Annotated in this window: 24 protein-coding genes and 3 tRNA genes; 19 read left to right on the top strand and 8 right to left on the bottom strand. The window is 70.5% G+C overall.

Annotation, left to right across the window (positions count from 1 at the left end; all coding sequences use genetic code 11):
* Positions 1-62: 62 nt before the first annotated feature.
* On the bottom strand, positions 63-407 hold the full coding sequence (locus tag BKD30_RS12115; protein ID WP_076704900.1) for a metallopeptidase family protein: 345 nt from the start codon (positions 405-407) through the stop codon (positions 63-65).
* 163 nt (positions 408-570) lie between these two features.
* On the opposite strand from BKD30_RS12115, the gene BKD30_RS12110 reads away from it, so the two are divergent.
* The 6 genes from BKD30_RS12110 to BKD30_RS12085 all read left to right on the top strand — a co-directional run bounded on the left by BKD30_RS12110 (position 571) and on the right by BKD30_RS12085 (position 3,251).
* A tRNA-Glu gene (locus tag BKD30_RS12110) sits at positions 571-643 on the top strand.
* 76 nt (positions 644-719) lie between these two features.
* Positions 720-793: transfer RNA gene (locus BKD30_RS12105), tRNA-Asp, on the top strand.
* Between the two features lie 83 nt (positions 794-876).
* Positions 877-952 (top strand) — tRNA-Phe (locus tag BKD30_RS12100).
* Between the two features lie 114 nt (positions 953-1,066).
* Complete coding sequence (locus BKD30_RS12095) at positions 1,067-1,489, top strand: Asp23/Gls24 family envelope stress response protein (RefSeq protein ID WP_076704898.1); 423 nt, start codon at positions 1,067-1,069, stop codon at positions 1,487-1,489.
* A 30-nt stretch (positions 1,490-1,519) separates the two neighbouring features.
* A complete protein-coding gene (locus tag BKD30_RS12090) occupies positions 1,520-1,987 on the top strand; it encodes an RrF2 family transcriptional regulator (protein ID WP_076704896.1) in 468 nt (155 codons plus the stop codon).
* 55 nt (positions 1,988-2,042) lie between these two features.
* Positions 2,043-3,251, top strand: a complete 1,209-nt coding sequence (locus BKD30_RS12085; RefSeq protein WP_076704894.1) for a globin domain-containing protein — start codon at positions 2,043-2,045, stop codon at positions 3,249-3,251.
* Between the two features lie 96 nt (positions 3,252-3,347).
* Here the strand turns inward: BKD30_RS12085 and BKD30_RS12080 are convergent, their stop codons facing one another.
* Positions 3,348-5,036 (bottom strand): glycoside hydrolase family 13 protein, encoded by a 1,689-nt coding sequence (locus BKD30_RS12080; RefSeq protein WP_076704892.1) that lies wholly within the window; start codon positions 5,034-5,036, stop codon positions 3,348-3,350.
* Positions 5,037-5,211: 175 nt separating this feature from the next.
* Here BKD30_RS12080 and BKD30_RS12075 point away from each other — a divergent pair, with 175 nt between their 5' ends.
* From BKD30_RS12075 to BKD30_RS12055, 5 genes are all read left to right on the top strand, one after another.
* Complete coding sequence (locus tag BKD30_RS12075; protein WP_076704890.1) at positions 5,212-6,504, top strand: ABC transporter substrate-binding protein; 1,293 nt, start codon at positions 5,212-5,214, stop codon at positions 6,502-6,504.
* 206 nt (positions 6,505-6,710) lie between these two features.
* On the top strand, positions 6,711-7,637 hold the full coding sequence (locus BKD30_RS12070; protein ID WP_235861675.1) for a carbohydrate ABC transporter permease: 927 nt from the start codon (positions 6,711-6,713) through the stop codon (positions 7,635-7,637).
* The gene (locus BKD30_RS12065) at positions 7,634-8,533 is read left to right on the top strand and encodes a carbohydrate ABC transporter permease (protein ID WP_076704888.1); all 900 of its coding nucleotides are present in this window, start codon (positions 7,634-7,636) and stop codon (positions 8,531-8,533) included. The genes BKD30_RS12070 and BKD30_RS12065 overlap by 4 nt, the downstream gene beginning before the upstream one ends.
* Positions 8,534-8,555: 22 nt before the next feature.
* A complete protein-coding gene (locus tag BKD30_RS12060) occupies positions 8,556-8,819 on the top strand; it encodes a hypothetical protein (protein ID WP_076704887.1) in 264 nt (87 codons plus the stop codon).
* Between the two features lie 52 nt (positions 8,820-8,871).
* A complete protein-coding gene (locus BKD30_RS12055) occupies positions 8,872-9,930 on the top strand; it encodes a LacI family DNA-binding transcriptional regulator (RefSeq protein WP_076704885.1) in 1,059 nt (352 codons plus the stop codon).
* A gap of 39 nt (positions 9,931-9,969) precedes the next feature.
* Here the strand turns inward: BKD30_RS12055 and BKD30_RS12050 are convergent, their stop codons facing one another.
* Both BKD30_RS12050 and BKD30_RS12045 read right to left on the bottom strand, forming a co-directional pair.
* A complete protein-coding gene (locus tag BKD30_RS12050) occupies positions 9,970-10,812 on the bottom strand; it encodes a hypothetical protein (protein WP_076704883.1) in 843 nt (280 codons plus the stop codon).
* 21 nt (positions 10,813-10,833) lie between these two features.
* Positions 10,834-11,637 (bottom strand): exodeoxyribonuclease III, encoded by an 804-nt coding sequence (locus tag BKD30_RS12045; RefSeq protein ID WP_076704881.1) that lies wholly within the window; start codon positions 11,635-11,637, stop codon positions 10,834-10,836.
* A 146-nt stretch (positions 11,638-11,783) separates the two neighbouring features.
* Here BKD30_RS12045 and BKD30_RS12040 point away from each other — a divergent pair, with 146 nt between their 5' ends.
* Genes BKD30_RS12040 through BKD30_RS12025 form a run of 4 tightly spaced genes read left to right on the top strand, consistent with a single transcriptional unit; the run spans position 11,784 to position 16,375 of the window.
* Positions 11,784-13,286, top strand: coding sequence for a CoA-acylating methylmalonate-semialdehyde dehydrogenase (locus tag BKD30_RS12040; RefSeq protein WP_076704879.1), 1,503 nt, complete (start codon positions 11,784-11,786; stop codon positions 13,284-13,286).
* On the top strand, positions 13,286-14,515 hold the full coding sequence (locus BKD30_RS12035; RefSeq protein WP_076704877.1) for an enoyl-CoA hydratase/isomerase family protein: 1,230 nt from the start codon (positions 13,286-13,288) through the stop codon (positions 14,513-14,515). Before BKD30_RS12040 ends, BKD30_RS12035 begins: the two co-directional genes overlap by 1 nt.
* Positions 14,512-15,579 (top strand): 3-hydroxyisobutyrate dehydrogenase, encoded by a 1,068-nt coding sequence (gene mmsB, locus BKD30_RS12030; RefSeq protein WP_083956408.1) that lies wholly within the window; start codon positions 14,512-14,514, stop codon positions 15,577-15,579. The genes BKD30_RS12035 and mmsB overlap by 4 nt, the downstream gene beginning before the upstream one ends.
* Positions 15,580-15,583: 4 nt before the next feature.
* A complete protein-coding gene (locus BKD30_RS12025; protein WP_076704875.1) occupies positions 15,584-16,375 on the top strand; it encodes an enoyl-CoA hydratase in 792 nt (263 codons plus the stop codon).
* A gap of 104 nt (positions 16,376-16,479) precedes the next feature.
* On the opposite strand, the gene BKD30_RS12020 is transcribed toward BKD30_RS12025, so the two are convergent.
* The gene (locus BKD30_RS12020; RefSeq protein WP_076704873.1) at positions 16,480-16,986 is read right to left on the bottom strand and encodes a MarR family winged helix-turn-helix transcriptional regulator; all 507 of its coding nucleotides are present in this window, start codon (positions 16,984-16,986) and stop codon (positions 16,480-16,482) included.
* A complete protein-coding gene (locus BKD30_RS12015) occupies positions 16,952-18,859 on the bottom strand; it encodes an AMP-binding protein (protein ID WP_218189301.1) in 1,908 nt (635 codons plus the stop codon). Before BKD30_RS12015 ends, BKD30_RS12020 begins: the two co-directional genes overlap by 35 nt.
* A 278-nt stretch (positions 18,860-19,137) precedes the next feature.
* Between BKD30_RS12015 and BKD30_RS12010 the strand changes: the two genes are divergently transcribed.
* Complete coding sequence (locus BKD30_RS12010) at positions 19,138-20,286, top strand: acyl-CoA dehydrogenase family protein (RefSeq protein ID WP_076704994.1); 1,149 nt, start codon at positions 19,138-19,140, stop codon at positions 20,284-20,286.
* A gap of 206 nt (positions 20,287-20,492) precedes the next feature.
* Positions 20,493-21,422 (top strand): phosphodiesterase, encoded by a 930-nt coding sequence (locus BKD30_RS12005; protein WP_076704872.1) that lies wholly within the window; start codon positions 20,493-20,495, stop codon positions 21,420-21,422.
* On the opposite strand, the gene BKD30_RS12000 is transcribed toward BKD30_RS12005, so the two are convergent.
* Entirely contained in the window at positions 21,411-23,048 is a 1,638-nt protein-coding gene (locus tag BKD30_RS12000; RefSeq protein WP_173893112.1) for a stealth family protein, read from the bottom strand. The two genes, BKD30_RS12005 and BKD30_RS12000, sit on opposite strands and share 12 nt — an antisense overlap.
* A gap of 113 nt (positions 23,049-23,161) precedes the next feature.
* On the opposite strand from BKD30_RS12000, the gene pyrE reads away from it, so the two are divergent.
* Both pyrE and BKD30_RS11990 read left to right on the top strand, forming a co-directional pair.
* Positions 23,162-23,734 carry an orotate phosphoribosyltransferase gene (gene pyrE, locus BKD30_RS11995; RefSeq protein ID WP_076704871.1) on the top strand — a complete coding sequence of 191 codons (573 nt, stop codon included), beginning with the start codon at positions 23,162-23,164 and terminating at the stop codon, positions 23,732-23,734.
* Positions 23,735-23,737: 3 nt separating this feature from the next.
* Complete coding sequence (locus BKD30_RS11990) at positions 23,738-24,760, top strand: alpha/beta fold hydrolase (protein ID WP_076704870.1); 1,023 nt, start codon at positions 23,738-23,740, stop codon at positions 24,758-24,760.
* Between the two features lie 24 nt (positions 24,761-24,784).
* Here the strand turns inward: BKD30_RS11990 and BKD30_RS11985 are convergent, their stop codons facing one another.
* Positions 24,785-25,525: an HAD-IIA family hydrolase gene (locus tag BKD30_RS11985; RefSeq protein WP_083956406.1), complete on the bottom strand. Its 741-nt coding sequence runs from the start codon at positions 25,523-25,525 to the stop codon at positions 24,785-24,787.
* Between the last annotated feature and the right edge of the window lie 34 nt (positions 25,526-25,559).

Raw genomic sequence — 25,559 nt, 5'->3', positions numbered from 1 at the left:
CGTTCAACGGTGGACAAGAGTTCACGGCGGAATGAGAACAATGCGGGCGGCCTCTAGGCGCTTCAGCCCCAGCCGAGTTCCTTCAATCGGTCGTCGTCGATGCCGAAGTGATGGGCGACCTCGTGCACGACCGTGGTACGGATCTCGTTCACCACCTCCTCGGGGGAGGTGGCGAGCATGAGGATGGGTCGGCGGTAGACGGTGATGCTGTCTGGCAGCGAACCCGCGTCCCACCAGCCGTCCCGTTCGGTCAGCGGCGTCCCCTCGTAGAGCCCGAGTAGTCCGGGTTCCTCGGGCTCCTCGGCCACGAAGACCGCGACGTTGACCATGGCGGCGCGCAGGTCCGCCGGGATCTCGCGCAGCGCCACCCGTACGGCCAGGTCGAAGTCCTCCTCGGAGAGTTCCATCACCCTCCCATTCTCCCGGCAGGAAGCAGGGGGTGGCGGGCCGACCCCGGGACATCGTTCGTTTTGGCGTAATCGGCGTCCTCCCCTATGCTGGGTGAGGTCCACAACGGGATGCCTCGCCGACGAGGAGTCGCTGCTCGCGCAGGATCCGTGATGTGTTCGGGCCCCCATCGTCTAGTGGCCTAGGACACCGCCCTTTCACGGCGGCGACACGGGTTCGAATCCCGTTGGGGGTACGCGGAGGTCCGGATCGGATCTGCGGAGATCACCGGCTGGGGTAGGATCGAGATCCTGCCCGGGTGGGTACACCAAGGCCCTGTAGCGCAGTTGGTTAGCGCGCCGCCCTGTCACGGCGGAGGTCGCGGGTTCAAGTCCCGTCAGGGTCGCTCAGGCGGTTTCGGCCGACGACGTGAATCGTCCTCCCGGAGCCGTCGCGGCATATCGCCTCGGGGTCGCCGGGGCGGTGCCGGGCTCTGTAGCTCAGTTGGTAGAGCGTTCGACTGAAAATCGAAAGGTCACCGGATCGACGCCGGTCGGAGCCACCATCGTCGAAGAAGCCCCCGGGTGCATCTCGGGGGCTTCTTCCGTTCCCGTGGGTTGCGTACGGCGAGGTTCGCGGCATCGCTACGCTGAGGTTCACGACCGACATGAGAGGCGGCATGGTGACCTGGTCCGAGAGTCCCTCCACGGCGCCCCCGCCACCAGGAATCGAGCGACGCGACGAGGAGATGGTGGGCACCACCCACATCGCCGACGTCGCCGCGGCCCGGATCGCCGCGCTCGCCGCCCGCCGGGTGCCCGGTGTCCACGCGCTCGGTGCCGGCACACCGCGGGCGATCGGCGCGATCCGGGACGCGGTCGGGGCGAACGAGACCCGCAGCGGCGTCCGGGTCGAGATGGGCAGCCGGCAGATCGCCGTCGACGTCGTGCTCATCGCCGAGTTCGGTGAGCCCCTGCGGCAGCTGGCCGAACGCGTGCGGGCTGCGGTGCACCACGACGTCGAGCGGCTGGTCGGCCTGCAGGTGACCGAGGTCAACGTGGAGGTCGCCGACGTCCAGGTGCCCGACCGGCACCGGGACTGACGGCCCGGCGGTACAGGAAGAAGGAAGAGCATGCGCATCACCGGGTTCAGTGACGTGTGCCTACGAGTGCTGATGCGGCTCGGTGTTGCCGGTGACGCCGGTGCGACCAGTCGCGAGGTGGCCTACGCGATCCGAGTCCCGTACACCCACGTCACGAAGGCTGTCGCACGACTGCGTGAACTGGGCCTGGTGCACACCACGAGGGGCCGCGGAGGCGGTCTGCAATTCACCGACGAAGCGGCCGACGCGACGGTCGGATGGTTGATGCGCCGGCTCGAGCCCGACCCGGACCCTGTCGCCTGCGACAACCCGGCCGCGCCGTGCCCCCTGCGCCAAGCGTGCAATCTGCGCACCGCCCTCCGGCGGGCGCGGGAGGAGTTCCTCCGCTCCCTGGACGGTGTGCGGATCGCCGACCTGTTCGACGCGCCCACGTCCGGCCTGCTGGTGCAGATTGCCGCTGCCGGCGTCATGGGGGGAGGGGAGACGAGCAACGGATAACTAGCATATAAGATGCAAGTTATCCGCGCTTGACCCATTCGATCGAGGAGAACCCATGCTGTCGGACCGCGCCCGCCCCGTCGTCGAAGCCACGCTTCCGGTGGTCGGTGAGAACATCGTCGAGATCGCTTCGCGTTTCTACCGACACATGTTCGACGAGCATCCCGAGTTGCTCGACGGCGTCTTCAACCGAGGCAATCAGGCCGACGGAGCCCAGCAGCAGGCTCTCGCCGGCTCGGTGGCGGCGTTCGCGTCCTTCCTGGTCAATCGGCCGGGTGAGTTGCCCGAGCACCTGCTCGACCGGATCGCGCACAAGCACGCGTCGCTGGGCATCTCCCCGGCCCAGTACCAGATCGTGCATGACAACCTGATGTGGGCGATCGTGGACGTGCTCGGAGACGCGGTCACACCGGAGGTGGCCGCGGCGTGGGACGAGGTCTACTGGCTGATGGCGAACGTGCTGATCAACCAGGAGCGCGGCCTCTACAGCGCTCGCGGCGTCAACCCCAGCACTGTCTGGCGCGACTGGGAGGTCGAGCAGCGGATCGCCGAGACGGACGATGTCGTGACGTTCGTCGTCAAGCGCGTCGACGACCGGCTCGTGAAGGCTTCCCTGCCCGGGCAGTACGTCACCGTCAAGGCCCTGATGGCCGACGGCGTGCATCAGCCTCGCCAGTACAGTCTCACTGCCGCGGACGACGGCGAGCACCGCCAGTTCTCGGTCAAGCGGGTGGCCGGCGGTGGCAAACCCGCCGGCGAGGTATCCACCCTGTTGCACGACGACATCCGGGTGGGCGACCGCCTGACCATGTCGCTGCCCTACGGCGACGTCGTGCTCGACGACTCGGGCCGGCCCGTGGTGTTCGCCAGCGCCGGTGTCGGCATCACTCCGATGGCCGGGATGCTCTCCCACCTGGTCAAGGCGCACTCCGGTCTGACCATCCGGGTGCTGCACGCCGACCAGCGTGAGCAGAGCTTCGCCCTGCGCAGCCAGGTCGACCGTGACGTCGCCGCCCTGGCGGACGCGCGCTTGCACCTGTGGTACGAGGACGGGCCGGAGAGCACCCTCGCGGCAGCTTCCGTGCACGAGGGTTATCTGTCCCTGGACGACGTCGATCTGCCCGAGAACGCCGTCTACTACCTCTGTGGACCGCTGCCGTTCATGCAGGCCGTCCGCAGCGGGTTGATCGACCGCGGCGTGCCGGCCGCCGACATCCAGTACGAGGTGTTCGGGCCGGACCTGTGGCAGGCGGACGTCGCCTGACCCCGCAGTCCCGACGACGACGTCGCCCGAGCGGCTCGGCCGCCTGTCCAGGTGCCTGAGCGGCACCGGGACTGACGGAGCCGGCGGAGCCGGCTGTCAGGGCAGGCGCAGCCACACCGCCGTGTCGGGCGCCAGTGCGCCGCCGTCGACGGCGTCCGGGACGCTCGCCAGCAGCAACTCGGCCCCGGCCGGCAGCTCGAACGACCGGCCCGAGGCGTTGAGGACCACGAGCACGCCCTCGGTGGTGAAGGCGAGGACGCCCTCGTCCGGGGCATGCACGTCCGCCCACGCCATCGTGCCGGTGCCCAGGCGCAACTGTCGGCGCAGTGCCGTCAACTGCCGGTACAACTCCAGCGTGGAGCCCGGCACCCCCTCCTGTACGTCCACGGCGTGGTCGGCGAACGCGGCCGGCTGCGGTAGCCAGCTGGCCCCGGTGGGGGAGAAGCCGTACGCCGGCGCCCCCGCCTGCCAGGGCAGGGGTACCCGGCAACCGTCACGGCCGAGTTCGGCCCCACCGCTGCGCACGAACGTCGGGTCCTGCCGCACCTCGGCCGGCAGCTGCGTCGCCTCCGGCAGGCCGAGTTCCTCACCCTGGTAGAGGTAGGCGGACCCAGGCAGGGCGAGCATGGCCAGCGTCGCGGCGCGGGCGCGGCGCAGGCCCACACCGGCGTCGGGTTGCTCGTCGTCCGGCCCGATCCCCGGGGGCCGGTGGGTAGGGTCGGCCAGGCCGAAGCGGCTGGCGTGCCGGACGACGTCGTGGTTGGACAACACCCACGTGGTGGGCGCGCCGACCGCCTCGTTCGCGCTCATCACGTTCTCGACCGCGCGGGCCATCCCCGCCGCGTCCCACCCCTCGATCAGGAACTCGAAGTTGAAGGCCTGCTGCATCTCGTCGGGCCGGACGTACTTCGCCAGCCGCGGGGCGGGTTCGACCCACGCCTCGGCGACCATCATCCGGTCCCCGTCGTACTCGGCGAGCACCTCGTTCCAGTGCCGGTAGATCTCGTGCACGCCGTCCTGGTCGAACATCGGCGCGGGTACGTGCTCCTCGATCGGGTCGGCCCCGTCCGCGCGCGTGGTGCCCTCGACCATCGCGGTGTGTCCGTCCCAGTCCGGCAGGTCGGGGTGTTTGACCAGGCCGTGCGCGACGTCGACCCGGAAACCGGCGACGCCGCGGTCCAGCCAGAACCGGAGGACGTCGTCGAACTCGGCCACCACCTCCCGGTTGTGCCAGTTCAGGTCCGGCTGGGTGACGTCGAAGAGATGCAGGTACCACTGGCCGTCGGGCACCCGGGTCCAGCCCGGTCCGCCGAAGACGGACGTCCAGTTGTTGGGCGGTTCCGCGCCATCGGGCCCGCGCCCGTCCCGGAAGAGGTACCGGTCCCGTTCGGGGGAGCCGGGCGCCGACGCGAGGGCCTGCTGGAACCAGACGTGCTCGCTCGAGGTGTGGTTGGGCACCAGGTCGACGATGGTGCGGATACCCAGGGCGTCAGCCTTCTCCCGCAGGGCGTCGAAGTCGGCGAGAGTGCCGAACCGGGGATCGACCTGACGGTAGTCCGCGACGTCGTAGCCCGCGTCGTGCTGCGGGGACAGGTAGAACGGGGAGAGCCACAGGGCGTCGACGCCGAGCCGTGCGAGGTGGTCCAGTCGGGCCGTGATGCCGGGCAGGTCGCCCATCCCGTCCCCGTCCGCGTCGGCGAAGGAGCGGGGATACACCTGGTAGATGACGGCGTCGGCCCACCACGGGGCGGTCCGGGTGTCGGCCGGGGCGGGTTCGAGGGTCACGAGTTCTTCTCCAGGGTTCAGCTGGTCAACAGGGCGATCGGTAACGATTCGGCGCCACCCACTCTCTCACGGGCGTAAGCGCTTGCGGTCGTCGCCGCGGTCTTACTACTATGACGCACGTCACTGGTGCCGACGGGCCGTCCGTTCGTGACACGTCTCGATGAGGAGAACCGGAATGGGAAAGCGAAAGAAGATCGTCCCGCTGGCGGCGGTGAGTGCCCTGGCGCTCTTCCTTGCCGCCTGCGGGGGTGGCGGGTCCAGCTCCGGCGGGGGGCAGCAGCAGAACAGCGATGCGGCCGCCAACATGGAGGGACGCGGCCCGATCACGTACGTGCAGGGCAAGGACAACTCCAACGTCGTCGCCCCGATGATCGCCAAGTGGAACGCGATGCGCCCGAACGAGAAGGTCACGTTCAAGGAGCAGTCCGACAACGCGGACCAGCAGCGCGACGACCTGGTCAAGAACTTCCAGGTGAAGAACCCCAACTATGACGTCGTCAGCGTCGACGTGGTCTGGACCGCGGAGTTCGCGGCCAAGGGCTGGCTGCAACCCCTCAAGGACTCGTTGGCCCTCGACACGTCCAAGATGATCCCGTCGACGGTCAAGGCCGCGACCTACAACAACACGCTGTTCGCGGCCCCGCAGTCCTCGGACGGCGGCATCCTCTGGTACCGCAAGGATCTGGTGCCGACCCCGCCGAAGACGTGGGACGAGATGATGGGCATGTGCTCGGTCGCCAAGAAGAACAACATCGGCTGCTACGCCGGCCAGTTCGCCAAGTACGAGGGCCTCACCGTCAACACCGCCGAGGCGATCAACTCCGCCGGGGGCAAGATTCTCGACGACCAGGGCAAGCCGGCGGTGAATTCGCCCGAGGCCCAGCAGGGCCTGCAGAACCTGGCCGACGCCTACAAGAACGGCAACATCCCGAAGGAGGCCATCACCTTCCAGGAGGAGCAGTCCCGCGCCGCCTTCCAGGACGGCAAGCTGCTGTTCCTGCGCAACTGGCCGTATGTGTACAACCTGCTCAAAGGCCAGGGCTCCAAGGTCGCCGACAAGTTCGGCATGGCGCCACTACCCGGCAAGGACGGCACCGGCGCCTCCGCGCTCGGCGGCCACAGCTCCGCGATCAGCGTGTATTCGAAGAACAAGGCCACCGCCAAGGACTTCCTCACGTTCGTGACCAGTGAGGAACAGCAGAGGGCGTTCGCCGTCAACGGCTCCCTCGCCCCGGTGCTCGCCTCCCTCTACTCCGACGCGGCCACGGTCAAGGAGTTGCCGTACCTGCCGGTGCTGAAGACGTCGATCGACAACGCCGTGCCGCGGCCGGTGACGCCGTTCTACCCCGCCGTGACCAAGGCGATCCAGGACAACGCGTACGCGGCGATCAAGGGCGAGAAGGATGTCAACACCGCGCTCGACGACATGAACAAGGCACTCACGGCCGCCACAGCCGGCTCCCAGTGATCGACGCCGGGGGCGGGCACGGATCGGACCGGTCCCGCCCCCGGCACTTCCTCGCACCACCACTTCCATGACCCCGCTCCGACCGGGTCAACAGGAAAGGAGGCACCATGTCGACGGTAGTGAACGAGACGGATCTGAACGGCGGCGGCACGGCGCCCGAGCCGCTCGAGGAGCGAGCGGAGAAGACCAACAGTCGCCAGGCGACGATGCTGCTCGCCCCCACCCTCGTCCTGCTGGCCGTGGTGATCCTCTACCCGATCATCAGCGCCATCACCTTGTCCTTCCAGAAGGACCAGGGCCTCGACCCGGCGACCGGCCTCTTCGTGGCCGGCGGGCCGGCGGGCTTCGACAACTACACCACGTGGCTGCTCCAGCAGTGCCCGCCCGGGGCGGGTGCCTTCACGTGTCCGGACGGCAGCATCGGCGGCCAGTTCTGGACGGCGACCGGCGTCACCTTCCTCTTCACCATCGTCACGGTAGCCCTGGAGACCGTGCTCGGCTTCTGGATGGCGACCATCATGGCCCGCAAGTTCAAAGGCCGCGGGCTGCTCCGCGCGGCGGTGCTCGTGCCGTGGGCCATTCCGACCGCCGTCACGGCGAAGCTGTGGTACTTCATCTTCGCGGCCGACGGCATCCTCAACAACCTGATCGGCCAGACCATCCTCTGGACCGGCAGCGAGTGGCCGGCCCGCTGGGCCATCATCATCGCCGACACGTGGAAGACGACGCCGTTCATGGCGCTGCTCATCCTCGCCGGTCTGCAACTGATCCCGGCCGAGGTGTACGAGGCGGCCAAGGTGGACGGCACCTCCGCGTGGCAGCGGTTCACCCAGATCACGCTGCCGCTGGTGAAGCCGGCCCTGATGGTCGCGATCCTGTTCCGCGTGCTGGACGCGCTGCGGATGTACGACCTGCCGGCCATCCTGACCGGCGGCGCGAACGGCACCACGACGCTGTCCATCCTGGTGATCCAACAGATGCGCGCCGGCGTGAACAGCGCTGCGGCGCTGTCGACCATCACGTTCGTCATCATCTTCCTGGTGGCGTTCATCTTCGTGAAATTCCTCGGGGCCAACGTCGTCGCGGGCGCCGGCCCGAAGCGTCGGAAACGGAAGAAGGTGGCAGCAGCATGACCGCCGTCGCAGGGCCCGTGGCCGGAGAAGCCGCACAGGCCCAGATCCCCAACAACAGTGCCAGCCGGCGGGACCGGTGGGCGAACATCCGCACCTACATCAGTGCGGTGATCATCCTGTTGTGGTGCCTCGCTCCCTTCTACTGGATGGTGGTGACGGCGTTCCGGGACGTGAACTTCACGTTCGACAACACGCCGTGGCCGACGCACGTGACCCTGGACAACTTCCGGGCCGCGTTCGACGAGAGCACCGGCAACCGCTTCCTGCTCGCGCTCGGCAACAGCCTGTTCGTCTCCACGGTGACGACGCTGATCTCCTTGGTGGTCGGCGTGTTCGCCGCCTATGCACTGGCCCGGCTGAACTTCCGGAACAAGTTCCTCATCCTCGGCTTCATCCTGGGCGCCTCGATGTTCCCCGGTGTGGCTCTGGTGACCCCCCTGTTCCAGTTGTTCACCAGGATCGGATGGATCGGCACGTATCAGGCGCTGATCATCCCGAGCATCTCGTTCGTCCTGCCGCTGACCGTGTACACACTCACCTCCTTCTTCCGCGAGATGCCGTGGGAACTGGAGGAGGCGGCGCGGATGGACGGGTGCACGCCGGGGGAGGCGTTCCGGAAGGTGATCATGCCGCTGGCTGCGCCGGCGGTCTTCACCACGGCGATCCTGGCGTTCATCTCGGCCTGGAACGAGTTCCTGATCGCCAGCCAGCTCTCGAACGAGGCCACCCGCACCGTCACGGTCGCGATCGCCTACTTCGCCGGAGCGATCCCGAGGCAGGAGCCATACACGACGGTGATGGCGGCGGGCACGATCGTCACCATCCCGCTGGTCATCCTGGTGCTGATCTTCCAGCGGCGGATCGTCGACGGCCTCACGGCCGGCGGCGTGAAGTAGAGCCCACGGCAGCACGATCGGCATGCGGTACGACGATGACGAGGACGAGCTCGACGCGGAGGATCAGTTGCGCCGGGTGCGGATCGCCGAGCACCTGGAAGCGGTGATCGGCTTCCTCGCCTTCGCCGTCCTCGCCGTCGCCGGCATCGGCGTCTACACGGCCGCGAGCGGCCAGCCGTCCTGGACGTGGTTCGTCGGAGCGGTCCTGCTGGCGGGCGTCGTCGTGGCGCTCTGGCGGCTGCGACGCCGCCTCCCCCGGGTGGAGGCCCGACGCCGCCCGTCCTGACGACGCACCGTTTTCCTTTCACCGTCCGGTCTCACGCAGAAGGTTCGGCATCATGCCCAGCATCGACCAGGTCGCGGCGCGTGCGGGTGTCTCCACCGCCACGGTCTCCCGCGCCCTCCGTGGTCGTTCCGGTGTCTCACCCAGCACCCGGGACCGTGTCCTGGCGATCGCGGACGCCATGGGCTATGTGGCCTCGTCCTCAGCGGCCGGCCTGGCGACCGGGCGCAACATGGCCATCGGGGTGCTCGTTCCGGTGGTGCACCGGTGGTTCTTCGCCTCCGCCATCGAAGGGGTGGACCGGCAGCTGCGGGCCCGCGATTACGACCTCGACCTGTACAGCCTCGGGGGCCACGGCACCAACCGGGACCGCGTCTTCCACCGGTCCATGCTGCGCAAGCGGATCGACGGGCTGGTGGTGCTCTGCATGGCCCTGACCGATGACGAGCTCACTGCGCTGCACGCGCTGGAGCAACCGGTGATCGTCGTCGGCGGACCCGTCGAAGGGTGCCGGCACATCAGCATCGACGACCGTGCCGCGGTCCGGGACGCGACGAACCACCTGATCGGTCTCGGCCACGAGCGGATCGTGCACCTGGCCGGCGGGGGCTCGTTCGGTATCGAGTTCTCCGTCCCGCGGCTGCGGGCGGCCGGCTTCGGCGACGCGATGGAAGCCGCGGGTCTGGGCGCGGGCCCCGAGGCGACGGTGTTCGGTGACTACACGGCGGACTCGGCCAAGGCCACGGTGGCCCGCGTGCTCGACCGGGCGCCCGGGACGCGACCGACCGGGATCGTCGCCTCCTCGGACGAGATGGCGTTCGGCGCGCTGCTGGCCGCGGCGGAGGCCGGTCTGCGGGTGCCGGAGGACCTGTCGGTGATCGGCATCGACGATCACGAGTTCGCCGGCGTCTTCGGGTTGACGACGATCCGGCAGGACCCGGTCGCGGCGGGCGAGCGGGCCGCGGCCCTGTTGTTGGGCGAGCTGGAGGGCGACGGGCGTGTCCCGGCCGCCCAGCCCGGCCCGGAAGCACACGAACTGGTGATCCGCCGCAGCACCGGGCCGGCGCCGATGCTCACCGCGGCCACATCGGGTGCCCGCGTCCAGCCCGCCTGAGCGCCCCGGCACCGGCAGCACCGGAATCGGGACGCCGGGTCAGGACGCGCGAGCGAGCTGCTTGATCGGCAACCAACGGCCGGCCAGCCGTCGGTAGGCGGCGGCCGCCCCGGTCATGTCCCCGTCCGCCAGGCATTCGATGCCCAGCCGTAGGTCGGAGGGGGAGTCGTCGGGGTAGACGGCCTCCGCCACCTGCCCGTAGTCCAGCGCCACCGCGGCGCCGTCGTCGAACCCGTCCAGCCACTCGGCGAGTTCGGCGAGCTCACCGAGCAGATCCATCTCCGGGACCACCGCCGCCAGACTGGTCGCCGCGAACTGCACGCGGTCGCGTGCCTCGCCGATACCCGCGCACAGGCGGCAGTTGCGGATCCGCCCGTCCGCACTGAACACCTGAACGGGGTCCTCGTCGCTGAACAGCGCGAACCAGGACAGGGGAACCCCCCACGTGGCGGTCCGGGTGTGCAGTCGATCGGTCCCGTCGGAGGTCCGCAGGTCGTCCAGATGCCGTTCGAGCGCCTCGCCGGGCACCACCAGTTCGGCCAGGTCGGTGGAGACGGCGTTGCCGAGCTTCTCGGCGGCCAGCAGTGCCCGGACCCCGAGCTGGCCGGGATTGAACAACCGGTGCGTCGTCCCGGCGCCGTCCGTGACGTCCAGGGCACGGACGTGCTCCGGGCCGACCGGGAACGGCTGGTAGCGCGGTTCGCAGGCCCGGGCCAGGGACGCCAGCATGTCCATCCGGTCGGCGGCCGCCGGGTCCTCGGCAGCCCCGACCAACCCGTGCGGCTCGAAGGCGTGCAACGGCTCGTACACCCGCAGGTGCGACTGGAAGGGCAGCCCGACGGCGACGTCGTACGTCCCGCCGATCGCCACGATGCCGACCATGGGGTCAGCGTAGACCGGCGCTCACGCCAGCTCCACCACCACCGGCGCGTGATCCGATGCGCCCTTGCCCTTCCGCTCCTGCCGGTCGATGGAAGCGCCGGTGACGCGGGCGGCGAGGGCGGGGGAGGCCAGGATGAAGTCGATGCGCATGCCCTCCCGACGCGGGAACCGCAGCTGCTTGTAGTCCCAGTACGTGTACACCCCGGGCCCGGGAGTGAACGGGCGGACGACGTCGGTGAACCCGGCGCCCTCGAACGCGGTGAAGGCGGCCCGCTCGGGGGCGCTGACGTGGGTCGATTCCTCGCGCTCGAACAGCTCGATGTCCCACACGTCCTCGTCCCGGGGGGCGACGTTCCAGTCGCCGACCAGGGCCACCTGGGCGTCGGGATCCTCGGCGATCCACCCGGCCGCCTGGTCCTTCAGCGCCGTGAGCCACTCGATCTTGTACTGCATGTGCGGGTCGTTCCGGTCGCGACCGTTGGGCACATAGAGGCTCCACACCCGGACACCGCCGCAGGTGGCCGCGATCGCTCGCGACTCCTGCACGGCCTCCGCGCCCTCCTTGCCGAACGCCGGCTGGCCGGCGAAGCTGCGCTCGACGTCGTCCAGCCCGACACGGGACGCGATCGCCACCCCGTTCCACTGGTTGACCCCGGCGTGAGCGACCGCGTAGCCCTTGCGTTCGAACAGGTCCCAGGGGAAGTTCTCGTCCCGGCACTTGGTCTCCTGCAGGGCCAGCACGTCCACGTCGGAGCGGTCCAGCCACGCCTCCACCCGATCGGCGCGGGCCCGCAGGGAGTTGACGTTCCAAGTCGCGATCCTCACCGCACCAACGTACCAAGGCCCCGCTCGTCCCCTGCTGGCCAATTACTAGGATGTCCGAGTATTCTCGCTGGAGACGTGGATCACATCCGGCTCCGATCCCGAGCGGCGTTCCGCGTTCCTCTGATATTCGATGCGAAGGAGTTCCGGTGACCCGCGATCTCACCCACTACAGCGGCGGTGCCCACCGGGCCGGCATGTCCGGCCGTTTCGGCGACGTCCACAACCCCGCCACGGGAGAGGTGACGTCCCGTGTCCCGCTGGCGGACGCCGGTGAGGTCGCCGCGATCGTCGATGTCGCCGCCGCCGCGCAGCCGGCCTGGGCCGCCACCAACCCGCAGCGACGCGGGCGCATCCTGCTGCGGTTCGTCGACCTGGTCAACGAGCACGTCGACGAGCTCGCCGCACTGCTGTCCGCGGAGCACGGCAAGACCCTGGCCGACGCGAAGGGCGACATCGCCCGGGGCATCGAGGTGGTGGAGTTCTCCGCCGGCGCCGCACCGCATCTGCTCAAGGGCGAGTTCTCCGACAACGTGGGCACCGGTATCGACGTCCACTCGCTGCGCCAGCCGCTCGGCGTCGTCGCCGGCATCACCCCGTTCAACTTCCCCGCGATGATCCCGCTGTGGAAGGCGGGCCCGGCGCTGGCCGCCGGCAACGCGTTCGTGCTCAAGCCGTCCGAGCGGGACCCGTCCGTGCCGCTGCGGCTGGCCGAGCTGTTCACCGAGGCCGGTCTGCCGGACGGTGTGTTCAGCGTCGTCAACGGCGACAAGGTCGCGGTCGACGCCCTGCTGGACGACCCGCGGGTCGAGGCCGTCGGCTTCGTCGGCTCGACGCCCATCGCCCAGAGCATCTACGCGCACGCGGCCGCCAACGGCAAGCGCGCCCAGTGCTTCGGCGGCGCCAAGAACCACATGGTGATCCTTCCGGACGCGGACCTGGACATGGCCGTCGACGCCCTGATCGGCGCCGGCTACGGCTCGGCCGGGGAACGCTGCATGGCCATCTCGGTGGCCGTGCCGGTCGGCGAGCGCACCGCGGACGCCCTCGTCGCCCGGCTCAAGGAGCGGATCGACGGGCTGCGCGTCGGCGAGGCGACCGCGCCCGACGTCGACTTCGGCCCCGTGATCAGTGCGGCGGCGAAGGAGCGGATCGAGGCAGCCATCGCCACCGGCATCGACGAGGGCGCCGAACTGGTGGCCGACGGCCGCGGTCGCACCGTCGAGGGTTTCCACGGCGGCTTCTGGGTCGGGCCGACGCTGTTCGACCGGGTCCGGCCCGAGATGGCGCTCTACCGCGAGGAGGTCTTCGGTCCGGTGCTGTCCGTGGTCCGGGCCGCGGACTACGAGGAGGCCCTCCGGTTGCCCAGCGAGAACGAGTTCGGCAACGGGGTGGCGATCTTCACCCGGGACGGTGACGCCGCCCGTGATTTCTCCTCCCGCGTGCAGGTCGGCATGGTCGGCGTCAACGTGCCGATCCCCGTGCCGATCGCGTATTACACGTTCGGTGGGTGGAAGGCGTCCGGGTTCGGTGATCTGAACCAGCACGGCGCCGACGCCTTCCGGTTCTACACCAAGACCAAGACGGTCACCACCCGTTGGCCCTCCGGGATCCGGGCGGGCGCGAGCTTCGTGATGCCCGAGGGCAGCTGATGACGGTGCCGTCCTCTCCTGCGCAGACTCTCGAGCCCGCCGAGCCGCCGGTCCTCACCGCCGTCCGCGGCCGGCTCGGGGCCATCACCTTGAACCGGCCGCGCGCCGTCAACGCCCTGACCACCGAGATGGTGGAGTTGATGATCGCGGCGCTGCAGGCCTGGCGTGACGACGACGCCGTCGACCAGGTGCTCGTGCGCGGCGCGGGGGAGCGCGGCCTGTGCGCCGGTGGGGACATCGTCGCCATCTACCGCGACATGACGGCGGGCGATTCACCCCCGGGTACGCGGGACACGTCCGCCAGTGAACGGTTCTGGGCCCGGGAGTATCTGCTCAACGCCATGATCGCGGCGTACCCGAAGCCCTACGTCGCCTTCATGGACGGTCTGGTGCTCGGCGGGGGGATCGGGGTCTCCGCGCACGGCAGTCACCGGCTGGTCACCGAGCGGACCCGCAGCGGGATGCCGGAGACGACGATCGGTTTCGCGCCCGACGTCGGCGGTACCTGGCTGCTCTCCCGGGTTCCCGGGGGCGCGGGTCTGCACGCGGCGCTCACCGGCGCCCACCTGGACGCCGCCGACGCCCTGCACCTTGGGCTCGCCGACCGCCTTGTCGACGCCGCGGACCTCGACGCGGTCGCCACCGCCCTGGAGACGGAGGCCGCCGACGACGTCGTCGCCCGGTTCGCCGTCGACCCCGTCCCGCCCTCGGCGCTCGCCGCCGCGCGGGCGTGGATCGACGACGCGTACGGGCGCGACACTGCGACCGGGATCGTGGCCCGGCTGGACGAGCTCGGCGCCGCGGGCCATGCGGACGCGGCCGAGGCCGCGGCGACCATCAGGGAGAAGTCCCCGACGTCCGTGGCCGTGACGCTCGAGGGCGTGCGCCGGGCCGGACGCGCGGATCGGCTGGAGCAGGTCCTGGTGGACGAGTACCGGGTGGGTGTGCGGCTGCTGCAGGGACACGACTTCCCCGAGGGTGTCCGTGCGCAGGTGATCGACAAGGACCGCACCCCGCACTGGGATCCGGCGACCCTGGCGGATGTGGATCCTGCCGCGGTCGCGGCCTGCTTCGCGCCGCTGGGCACGGCGGAGCTGGACCTGCACGACCTGGACCTGCACGACCCGAACCGGCACGACCCGAACCTTTCCAGCGACCCGGCGCCAGCCGCCGGACCGGTAACCGCCGGCTCCACCACCGCCGGCACGGCAACGGAGGACGCATCATGACCGACACCACGCCGACCCCTTCGGACGAGGCGGCCGCAGACGAGACCGCCGCCACCGGCTCCGCCGGCGCGGCCCCCGGCACCGGCCGGATCGCCTTCCTGGGGCTCGGGCACATGGGTCTGCCGATGGCCGCCAACCTGGTCGCCGCCGGCCACGACGTCGTCGGGTACGACGTCGTCCCCGCCGCGCTCGACGCCGCCCGCGCCGCCGGCATTCCCACCGCGGACAGCGCCCTCGACGCGGCCGCCGGCGCCCGCATCGTGCTGACCATGTTCCCGAGCGGGGCGCACCTGTTGCGTGCCTACCTGGGCGGACCGGCCGAATCCGGCCTGCTGGCGGCGGCGGAACCGGACACCCTGTTCCTGGACTGTTCGACCATCACCGTCGAGGAGTCGCGGGAGGCCGCCGATGCCGCGCTCGCGGCCGGGCACCGCAGCGCCGACGCCCCGGTCTCCGGCGGCGTCGTCGGCGCCGAAGCCGGCACGCTCACGTTCATGGTGGGCGCCGAGGAAGCGGACCTGCCCCAGTTCATGCCGCTGCTGGAGGTGATGGGCAAGAAGATCGTGCACTGCGGTGGCCACGGCGCCGGCCAGGCCGCGAAGATCTGCAACAACATGGTCCTCGGCGTCAGCATGATCGCCTCCTGCGAGGCCTTCGTGCTCGGCGAGAAGCTCGGCCTGACCCACCAGGCGCTGTACGACGTCATCTCCACCGCCTCCGGGCAGTGCTGGTCGGTGACGACGAACTGCCCCGTGCCCGGGCCCGTGCCCACCAGCCCGGCCAACCGCGACTACCGGCCCGGCTTCTCCGGCGCCCTGATGGCCAAGGACCTCGGCCTCGCGCTGGCCGCGGTGCGCAGCACCGGGGTCGCCGCCCAGCTCGGGCCCGCCGCGGCCGCCATCTACGAGCAGTTCGCCGCGGGCGACGGCGGCACCCGGGACTTCTCCGGCATCATCACGGATATCCGGGACGCCTCGGTGGACGCATCGACCAGCACGCCCGCCGACGCACCCGCCGGCACGACCGCCGGGACACCCGCCGACGGCGACCGGTCGGAAGGCTGAGCCCGTGAGCGAGCAGGAGACACGCGACCAGGGCAACATCCGGGTCGAGACCCGGGACCGGGTCGGCCTGATCACCTTGGACCGGCCGAAGGCGTTGAACGCCCTGAACAAGGCCACCATGGACGAGCTCGTCGCGGCGGCCACAGCCTTCGACGCCGACCCCGGGATCGGCGCCGTCGTCATCACCGGCTCCGCGAAGGCCTTCGCGGCCGGCGCCGACATCAAGGAAATGGCGTCGCAGTCCTACATGGACATGTACGCCGCCGACTGGTTCCGGCACTGGGAGGACCTGACCCGGCTGCGGATCCCCCTCGTGGCCGCCGTCTCGGGCTACGCCCTCGGCGGGGGCTGCGAACTGGCGATGATGTGCGACCTCATCATCGCCGCCGACACCGCCCGGTTCGGTCAGCCCGAGATCGCCCTCGGGGTGCTTCCCGGCATGGGCGGCACTCAGCGGCTGACCCACGCGGTGGGCAAGGCGACCGCGATGGACATGATCCTCACCGGGCGACAGCTCGACGCCGAGGAGGCCCTGCGCGTCCGCCTCGTCTCCCGCGTCGTGCCCGCGGACCGGCTGCTCGAGGAGGCGCTCGAGGTCGCCGGGAAGATCGCGAGCGCCTCGAAGCCGATCGCCATGCTGGCCAAAGAGGCCGTCACCACGGCGTTCGAGACCGGCCTGACCCACGGCGTGCAGATCGAGCGGCGTCTCTTCCACTCCGCCTTCGCCACGGAGGACCAGAAGGAAGGGATGGCCGCCTTCGTCGAGAAGCGGACGCCGGACTTCCGCCACCGCTGACCGTCAGCCCCGTCGCCGCTGACGCCAGTCACTGCGGACCGCCGTGGTCGCGAGGACCGGAGGAGGAGAGCGAGTCGCGGGGCAGGGCCGGTCACGGGTGGTTGTCACTCGGCGAAGTCACCGGCCTGACGGCGGAACCGCGCCAGGATGCGGATCAGCGCGTCGACGTCGGCGGCCTCGAACCCGGTGTCGCTGAACACCTCCCGGTTCAGTGCCTCCGTGGCCCGGCGCGCTAGCTCACGGCCCTCGGCGGTGAGGCAGATCAGCGTCGTGCGCCGGTCCACCGGGTGTGGCGACCGGTGGACCAGGCCGGCCGTCTGCAGCCGGTCCACCGCGTTCGTGACCGACGTGGGGTGGACCTGCAGCAACGAACTCGCCCGACTCATCGCCAGTTCCCCTCGGCGGGTGAAGGCGAGCAGCGTCAGCAGCTCGTACCGGGCGAACGTCAGCGCGTACGGCCGCAGCGTCGCCTCGATCCGCTGCAGCAACAGCTGCTGGACCCGCATGATGGCGGTGACCGCCGCCATCGGCGCGGCCTCACTGTCCCAGCCGCGTCGCGCCCAGTTCCGCTGCGCCTCAGCGATCGGATCCCGCGGGAGCGGTCGGTCCATCCTCGCCCCCTTCGACGCCGGACGTCAGCGAGCCGCCCGCGTCGCCGCCGGAGCCGGCGTCCGACCCGACACCCGCAGACCCGTCCCCCGCAGACCCGCCCCCCGGCGACCCGGCAGGTCGCTGCCCGCGCAGCGACGGGAAGTCGGTGTCCGTGTACTCCACGCCGAGACCCTCCGGCGGGGTCGAGCCCGACGCGCCCGATCCGTGCCGGGCCAGCTCCGCGCTGCGCAGCTGGACGCGGCGGATCTTGCCGGAGATCGTCTTGGGCAGCTCGGCGAACTCCAGCCGCCGGATGCGCTGGTACGGGGCCAGGTGCTCGCGGCAGTGCCGCAGGATGTCCTCCGCCAGTCCCGGCCCGGCGTCGTACCCGGCCACCAGGGTGACGAAGGCCTTCGGCACCGACAGCCGCAATTCGTCGGGGGAGGGGACGACGGCGGCCTCCGCCACCGCAGGGTGCTCGATCAGCACGCTCTCCAGCTCGAACGGGCTGAGCCGGTAGTCACTGGACTTGAACACGTCGTCGCTGCGGCCGACGTAGGTCAGGACGCCCCGCTCGTCCCGGGAGGCGATGTCCCCGGTGTGGTAGACCCCGTCCCGGAACGCGTCGGCCGTGCGCTCCGGATCGCCGTGGTACCCGCGCATCAGGCCGACCGGTCGCGGGTCCAGGCGCAGGCACAGCTCGCCCTCCTCGGCCTCGGCACCCGTCGCGGGGTCCACCAGGACGACGTCGTAGCCCGGCAGCGGCCGGCCCATCGCGCCCATCGTCAGCCGCCGGCCCGGCGGGTTGCCCACCTGCACGGTCGTCTCGGTCTGCCCGAAGCCGTCGCGGATGGTCTGCCCCCACGCGGCGGCAACCCGGTCGATCACCTCCGCGTTCAGCGGTTCGCCGGCCGAGACCAGCTTCCGCGGCGGCGTGGCCAGCTGGCTCAGGTCGGCCTGGATCAGGTACCGCCACACCGTGGGCGGGGCACAGAAGCTCGTCACCCGATACCGGTCCATGGCCGCCATCAGCGCGACCGGATCGAACCGGGAGTAGTTGTAGATGAACACCGTGGCCTCGGCGATCCACGGCGCGAACACGTTGGACCAGGCGTGCTTGGCCCACCCCGGGGACGCCACGTTCAGGTGCACGTCGCCGGGCTCCAGCCCGATCCAGTACATGGTCGACAGGTGCCCCACCGGGTAGGAAGTGTGCGTGTGCTCCACCAGCTTCGCCTTCGACGTGGTGCCGGAGGTGAAGTAGAGCAGCAGCAGCTCGTCGGCGCCGGTCGGCTGGTCCGGGACGAAACGCTCGGAAGCCGTGCGGGCGTCCGCGTAGTCCAACCGGTCCGACGCCGGGGCTCCGTCGATCTGGATGACGCGGTAGTCCCCGGGCACATGGTCGAACTTGGCGGCGTCGTCGGCCGCGGCCACGGCCCACCGCGCGCGGCCCCGCTGCACCCGGTCGGTCAGATCGGCCGGACCCAGCTGCGTCGTCGTGGGGATGAGCACCACGCCGAGCTTGATCCCGGCCAGCATGAGCTCCCACAGCTCGACCCGGTTGCCGAGCATCAGGATCATCCGGTCGCCGCGCTGCACGCCCTGCTCCCGCAGCCAGGTCGCCACCTGCGCGGATCGCCGGGACAGCTCGGCCCACGACCAGCGGGCGGCACTGCCGTCCTCCTCGACGATGACCAGCGCGTCGGTGTCCCCCCGCTCGCCGGCGCCGACGGCGTCGAACCAGTCGAGGGCGAAGTTGAACTGCTCGAACCGGGGCCAGCTGAAAGCGGCGTTCGCGGCGTCGACGTCCTCCCGCAGCTCGAGCAGGCGATCCCGCGCGGCGCGGAACCGCGCGGTCGAGTCGGTCGGCGTGGGGTCGGATACGGCGTTCATACGCCTCCGTTCAGGGCCATACTCGTGATTCAGGTCACAGCGCACTATACTTGGACATCCAACCATGTGGAAGTCTCGACCAGACTCCCGCTGGTTCGGCCGTACCCCCTGTCTCCACACCGAGGAGCCGCTCCGTGCGCCCCATCGTCACCCCCGCCATCACCCCCGTCGACCCTTCGCTCTCCGGCCCCGCGCCGAGCGGATCCGCCGGGCCAACCACGCCCACCGCGTCCCGTCCGTCATCGGCGGCCCCGGTCGGTGCTCCGGCTGCGCCGCAGCTGCTCCCGCTGGACGTTCTCGACGTCGCGGCCGCTCTGAGCGCGAGCGAGCAGGCCAGGCTGGCCGAGGCGACCGCCTGGCTGCAGGAGCGGATCCGCCCGGCGAGCGTCGGGCCCTGGCAGCGCGACGAGTTCCCCCGCGACCTGATCGCCGAACTGGGCGAACGGGGCTACGGGAACCTGCGGCAGTCCGGTAGCGAGCTGTTCATCGGGTTGCTGCACGCGCAGATCGCCCGGGCCGACCTGTCCCTGTCCGCGTTCGTCGGCATCCACAACGAGCTCGTGGTGGGCATGATCGAAGCCCTCGGCTCACCCGAGCAGCGCGACCGGCTGATCCCCGGACTCTCCCGCTTCACCACGCTCGGCGCCTTCGCCCTGACCGAGCCCGAGCACGGATCGGACATCGCCGGCGGCCTGGCCACGACCGCGCGCCGCGACGGGGACACCTGGGTGATCTCCGGAGCGAAGCGGTGGATCGGGGCCGGCACGGTCGCCGACGTCGTGCTCGTCTGGGCCCGTGACGAGGCCGACGGCGTGATCAAGGCGTTCATCGTCGAGGCGGACCGGCCCGGCTTCACCGCCACCCGGATCGAGCACAAGGTCGGCCTGCGCATCATGCAGAACGCGGACCTGGCCTTCGACGACGTGCGGGTGCCCGAGGCGAACCGGTTGCCCGGGGCGCACGGTTTCGCGGCGGCCAATCGACTGCTGTGCGACTCGCGTGCCTGGGTCGGGTGGCAGGCCGTCGGCGCCCAGCTCGCCGCCGTCGACATCGCCCGTTCGCACGCCCTGGACCGCCGGCAGTTCGGCCGTCCCCTCGGCGCGTTCCAGCTGGTGCAGGCCTCGCTCGCGGAGATGTTCGGCAACCTCACCCTGAGCCTCGGGATGATGACGCAGATCGCCCGTACCCAGGCGGAGGGACGGCTGACCATGCCGCAGGCGGCGCTGGCGAAATCCACGATCACCCGGCTCACCCGGGAGAGCCTCTCGCTCGGCCGGAACCTGCTCGGCGGCAACGGCATCCTCAGCGACCACGAGATGGCCAAGATCTTCGCCGACGTCGAGGTGCTGCACACCTACGAGGGCACCTACGAGATCAACACGTTGATCGTGGGCCGGGCCGCGACCGGCATCTCGGCCTTCGCCTGAGCTGTCTTCGACCGAGGTGGCGGGAACGGCGACATCTGCTCGAACCGCTCACCTCACGGCGCGTTCACTGGACATTCACGCGGAGGCCGCATCAGACTTGTTGACTGGCGTCGTCACCGACCGTTCGGTTCGGCTCACGTGAAGGATCGTCGGCCGGGTCGAACCCGGGAACGCCAGGCAGCACCGTCTCACGAGAGAGCCGACCGATGACCACGATCCGGTCCGAACACCCCGATCCTTCCTGTTTCCTGTTGCACGTCAGCGACACCCACCTGCGGGCCGAGGGCCGCGTCGGCGGCGTCCTCGACGCCGAGGCGAGGACCCGGGGGGTGTTCGAGCAGATTCGCGCGGCCGGGGGTTCTCCGGACGCCATCGTCGTGACCGGGGACCTGGCCGACCACGGTGAGGCCGACGCCTACGCGGCCCTGCGCGCCCTGGTCGACCCCGTGGCCGCGAGCCTGGGCACCCGGATGATCTGGGTGATGGGCAACCACGACGACCGCGCGAACCTGCGCGAGTACCTGCGGGGCGACGCCCGGACCGGTGAGCCGCTGGACGAGGTGCACTGGATCGGCGGCCTGCGGATCATCGTGCTGGACACCACCGTGCCCGGTTACCACCACGGTGAACTCTCCGACGACCAGCTGCGCTGGCTCGCCGGCGAACTGGCCGTGCCCGCCCCGGACGGCACCCTGCTGGCCATGCACCACCCACCGGTCCCGTGCGTGCAGAACCTGGCCGCCCTCGTCGAGCTGCGCGGTCAGTCCCGGCTGGCCGACGTCGTGCGCGGCAGCGACGTCCGGTCCATCCTCGCCGGTCACCTGCACTACTCGACGACCGCGACCTTCGCCGGCATCCCGGTGTCCGTGGCATCGGCGACCTGCTACACGCAGGACCTGACCCGGCCCGTCGACGCCGCGAGCGGTATCCGGCCGACCATGGGTCGGGACGGCGCCCAGACCTACAACATGGTGCACGTCTACCCGGGCACCGTGCTGCACACGGTCGTCCCCGCGGCCGGAGGCGACCTGGTCGGCGAGCGGGTGGACGCCGAGGAGGTCGCCCGGCGGCTCAGCGCCGCCGGTCACCAGACCAGCAGCACCCCGGCGACGCCGGCCCTGGCCTCAGCCCGCTGATCCCTTCTGCGCGGCCTGCTGCCCGGTCTTCTCCCAGGGAGCCGGGATCGGGAAGTACCGGGTGAGGAAGTCCGTCACCCGCTCCTGCCGCTCCGCCGCGCTCACCTCCGGGAACGAGCCGTCGTTGAGGCAGAAGAAATCCTGGTTGCGTTTACGCAGCAGCTTGTCCAACCGGTTCAGCCCACTGGGCACGGTGGTGTCCACGTACTTCACCTTGGCGCCGATCTTGGTCACCGCCCGACCGGTCAGCAGCGCGTAGTAGTGGTACAGCGAGTTGGTGACCGAGATGTTGTCCTTGGCCCGGAACCGGCTGGCGGCGGTCTCCGCGAACTCGGCGCTGAACTCCTGCTCCATCTCCCGCAGCACACTCTTGCGCAGCGGTGCGGCCGTGTGTTCGAGGTGCCGGGTGGTGATCCGCCCGAACCTCTCGTAGAGCAGCCGGCGGTTCACCCGCGCCGCGTTCTCGAACCCGGAACGGTCCAGGTGGTTGTCGCCCAGGCCGATCCGGGTGCTCGCCTCGATGAACTTCGTGATCCCGCCGGGGGAGAAGAACAGGTCAGGGCTGACCGGCCGGCCGAAGAACATGTCGTCGTTGGAGTAGAGGAAGTACTCGCTCAGTCCCTCGATGTTGTGCAACTGCGCCTCGATGGCCTGGGAGTTGAACACCGGCAGCACCGACGGGTCGGCGAAGTGGTCGGCCGCGCGGACCACGGTGATCGCGGGATGCTCCGGGTCGAGCCACTCCGGCAGTGCCGAGTCCGTGCACAGGAAGATGCGCCGGATCCAGGGCGCGAACATGTGCACGGAACGCAGCGCGTACCGCAGCTCGTCGATCTGCCGATACCGTGCCTCCGCGGCATCACCCTCACCGTGGACGACCCCGGGCAGGTAGGACGCGCGGCGGGCCAGCAGGTCCGTGTCGGAGCCGTTGACCCAGGAGAAGACGATGTCAATCGGGAAGTCGATGTCCGTCGCGTGGTCCGCGAACATGTTCTCGATCGTCGGCCACGTCCGGCCGAACCGCTCGACCGTGCCGCGGACCGCCTCGTCGGCCGGCAGCGTGCGCCGGGTGACGGAGTTCTCGATCGGCAGCTGGAGGGTCTCCCCCTCCCATTTCCACAACTCGATCTGGACGCCGGTCTCGTGCCCGTAGAGCAGGCCGCCGTGGGGGACGACTCGCGGCCGGTAGAGCCGGAACATGCGCGCCCTCGTGCTCTCGGTCAGCTTCCCGTCGCCGACCAGCAGCGATCGGTCCTTCCGGGCGTCGACGGTCACCGAGTAGAAGGGCTCGTCGGTGCACGCCGCGACGAGGGCCTCGCGCAGGGCCTTCCGCTCCGTCCACGGCACCGCGATCACCGGCCGCGCGTCGTTGCCGCGCACCAGCAGGAACGAGATGCCGGCCCGGTCCAGGGCGTCCCGGACGAACAGCAGATCCTCGACCATCGCCTCGTGCGGGGTCAGACCGTCGTTGATCAGGGCGTACCCGCGGGCGCTGTGGACGACGTCCGGGCGGTCGGCCAGCCTCCGTCCGGCCGCCGCGGACGTGACCTCCTGGACCGTGGTGAGGAAGGTCTCGTCCTCCGCGGTCGCATGGTAGACATCGTTCGGTGTGACGGTGGGATCCACGACAGCCTTTCCTGGACGTTCTCGCCGCCATGATAGGTCCTCCCGCCGCCGGCAGGGTGCCGCGGGCACGGTGGGCGGGCGCGCTGGAGAGGCCGCTGGATACACTGGCGTGCATGAGCGCACCCTCTTCCCTGGACGACGCCCGCGCGCGCCTGCAGGAGCTGATCGGCGAACTCGCCGTCGTGCGCGGCCGGGTCACGTTGGCCAGCGGGATGGAGGCCGACTACTACATCGACCTGCGTCGGGTCACGCTGCACCACGAGGCGTCGCCCCTGGTGGGCCGCGTGCTGCTGGACCTGCTGGACCGCCACGGTCTCGGCGACGTCGACGCCGTGGGAGGCCTGACCATGGGGGCCGACCCGGTGGCGACGTCGATCATGCACACCGCGGCCGGCGAGGGCCGGCGGATCGACGCGTTCGTGGTGCGCAAGGCCCAGAAGTCGTACGGGATGAGCCGGCAGGTGGAGGGTCCCGACGTCGCCGGCCGCCGCGTGGTGGTCGTCGAGGACACCTCCACGACCGGCGGCTCGGCCCTGACGGCGGTCGAGGCGCTGACGGCGGTCGGGGCCGAGGTGGTGGCGGTGCTCGTGATCGTGGACCGCAACACGGGCGCCCGCGAGCGCATCGAACAGACCGCGCAGGTGCCCTGCCTCTCGGCCTTCAGCAAGGACGATCTCGGGCTCTGAGCAATGGACGGTCTGCCGGACCTCACCCGGGCGGCTCAGCAGCTGCGGTTCATCAGCCGGATGCGAACGACGTCCCGGCGCACCTTTCTGCGGACCGCGGCCGTCGGTGCCGTGCTCGCGGCCGATCTCGGCATCACCGGGTGGATCGCCCACGAACGGTCCACCCACACCGTGCAGGGGGTGGGTGCGCCCGACGCCGACGCCCTGCACCCGGACACCAGCTGGCTGGTGCTCCCCGGCTTCAAGCTCAGCTGGGAGGAGAGCCAGTGGGTGCTGAGCTCCCTCGCGCCGTCGATGGTCAAGTGGGGTCGACTCGCGTGGGCCGGCTACTCCAACGAGGGCCTGGAGATCGCCGCCCTGACCCGGGCCGTGCTCGGGTACGTCTCCGAGCGCGGCATCACCCGGATGCTGCTCTACGGGCACAGCTTCGGCGGCATGGTCGCCGTCCAGCTCGCGGTCCGACTGCGCCGCGCCGGTCTCGAGGTGCCGCTGATCGTGCTCGACTCCACGCCCCACAGCCGGGTCGACGTGCTCAACTCCCGGTGGTTCGACGGTCTGGTCTACTCGTACGAGCTCGGCTACGCCATCCCGTCCACGGTGCGCGCCGCGATGGAGCTGGGGGAGCGGGTGGCGAACAAGAACGAGCGGACCTGGCAGCAGATCGCCGACCAGACCGCGGCGCAACTGAGCCCGCTGGCGCCGTCGAACACGCTGATCCAGTCCGAGTCCGCGTACATCTACAACTTCGAGGTGGGGGTCTTCGCCCGTGATCTGGGCTCCACCCGGGTCGGCTACCTGGGCAACGCCGCCGACGACACGGTGGACTCGGTCAACGCCGCGGCCGGCTGGGCGGACTCGCTGCCGCGCAACTTCGTCCCGCCGTTGATCTCCACCGCGGGGGCCCGGCCACCGCATGCCAGCCCGCAGTGGAACCCGCTGCTCTACCAGCAGGCCCTGGACCGGCTGAGCTGGCAGTGCCTCCCGGTGCCCCGGGCCGTCGGAGCGGTGCTGCCCCCGCGTCCCTGATGCGGCTGCCCCGGACGCCGGGCCTCACAGATCCTGCAGGAGCGCCTCGACGTCGTCGTAGATGCGGTTGGGGCGGAACGGGAACGTGTTGATGTCGTCCCGGCGGGTGATCCCGCTGAGCACCAGGACCGTCAGCAGACCCGCCTCCATGCCGGCGATGATGTCGGTGTCCATCCGGTCCCCGATCATCGCCGTCGTCTCCGAGTGCGCTTCGATCCGGTTCATCGCGGATCGGAACATCATGGGGTTCGGCTTGCCGACGATGTAGGGCTGCCGGCCGGTGGCCTTCGAGATCAGCGCGGCCACCGACCCCGTCGCGGGCAGCACGCCCTGCGGCGACGGCCCGGTGACGTCCGGGTTGGTCGCGATGAACTTGGCGCCGCCCATGATCAACCGGATCGCACTCGTGATCGCCTCGAACGAATAGGTCCGGGTCTCCCCGAGGACGACGTAGTCCGGCTCGCTGTCGGTGAGGATGAACCCGGCCTCGTGCAGGGCCGTCGTCAGTCCCGCTTCCCCGATCACGAACGCGCGGCCGCCTGGCGCCTGGTTGGCGAGGAACTGGGCGGTGGCCAGCGCCGAGGTCCAGATGTTCTCCTCCGGTACCGCCAGCCCGGACCAGGAGAGGCGCGCGGCCAGATCCCGGGGCGTGAAGATCGAGTTGTTCGTCAGCACGAGGAACCGGCGCGACGTGTCGACCCACCGTCCGATCAGCTCGGCGGCCCCGGGAATCGCCTGGTTCTCGTGCACCAGGACGCCGTCCATGTCGGTGAGCCAGCACTCGATGTCCTGGGGGGTT

This window comes from Tersicoccus phoenicis (assembly GCF_001968835.1).
In the GTDB taxonomy this organism is placed as follows: domain Bacteria; phylum Actinomycetota; class Actinomycetes; order Actinomycetales; family Micrococcaceae; genus Tersicoccus; species Tersicoccus phoenicis.
Note: the sequence above shows the minus strand (reverse complement) of the source record. Positions and strands in the feature narration are given on the sequence as shown.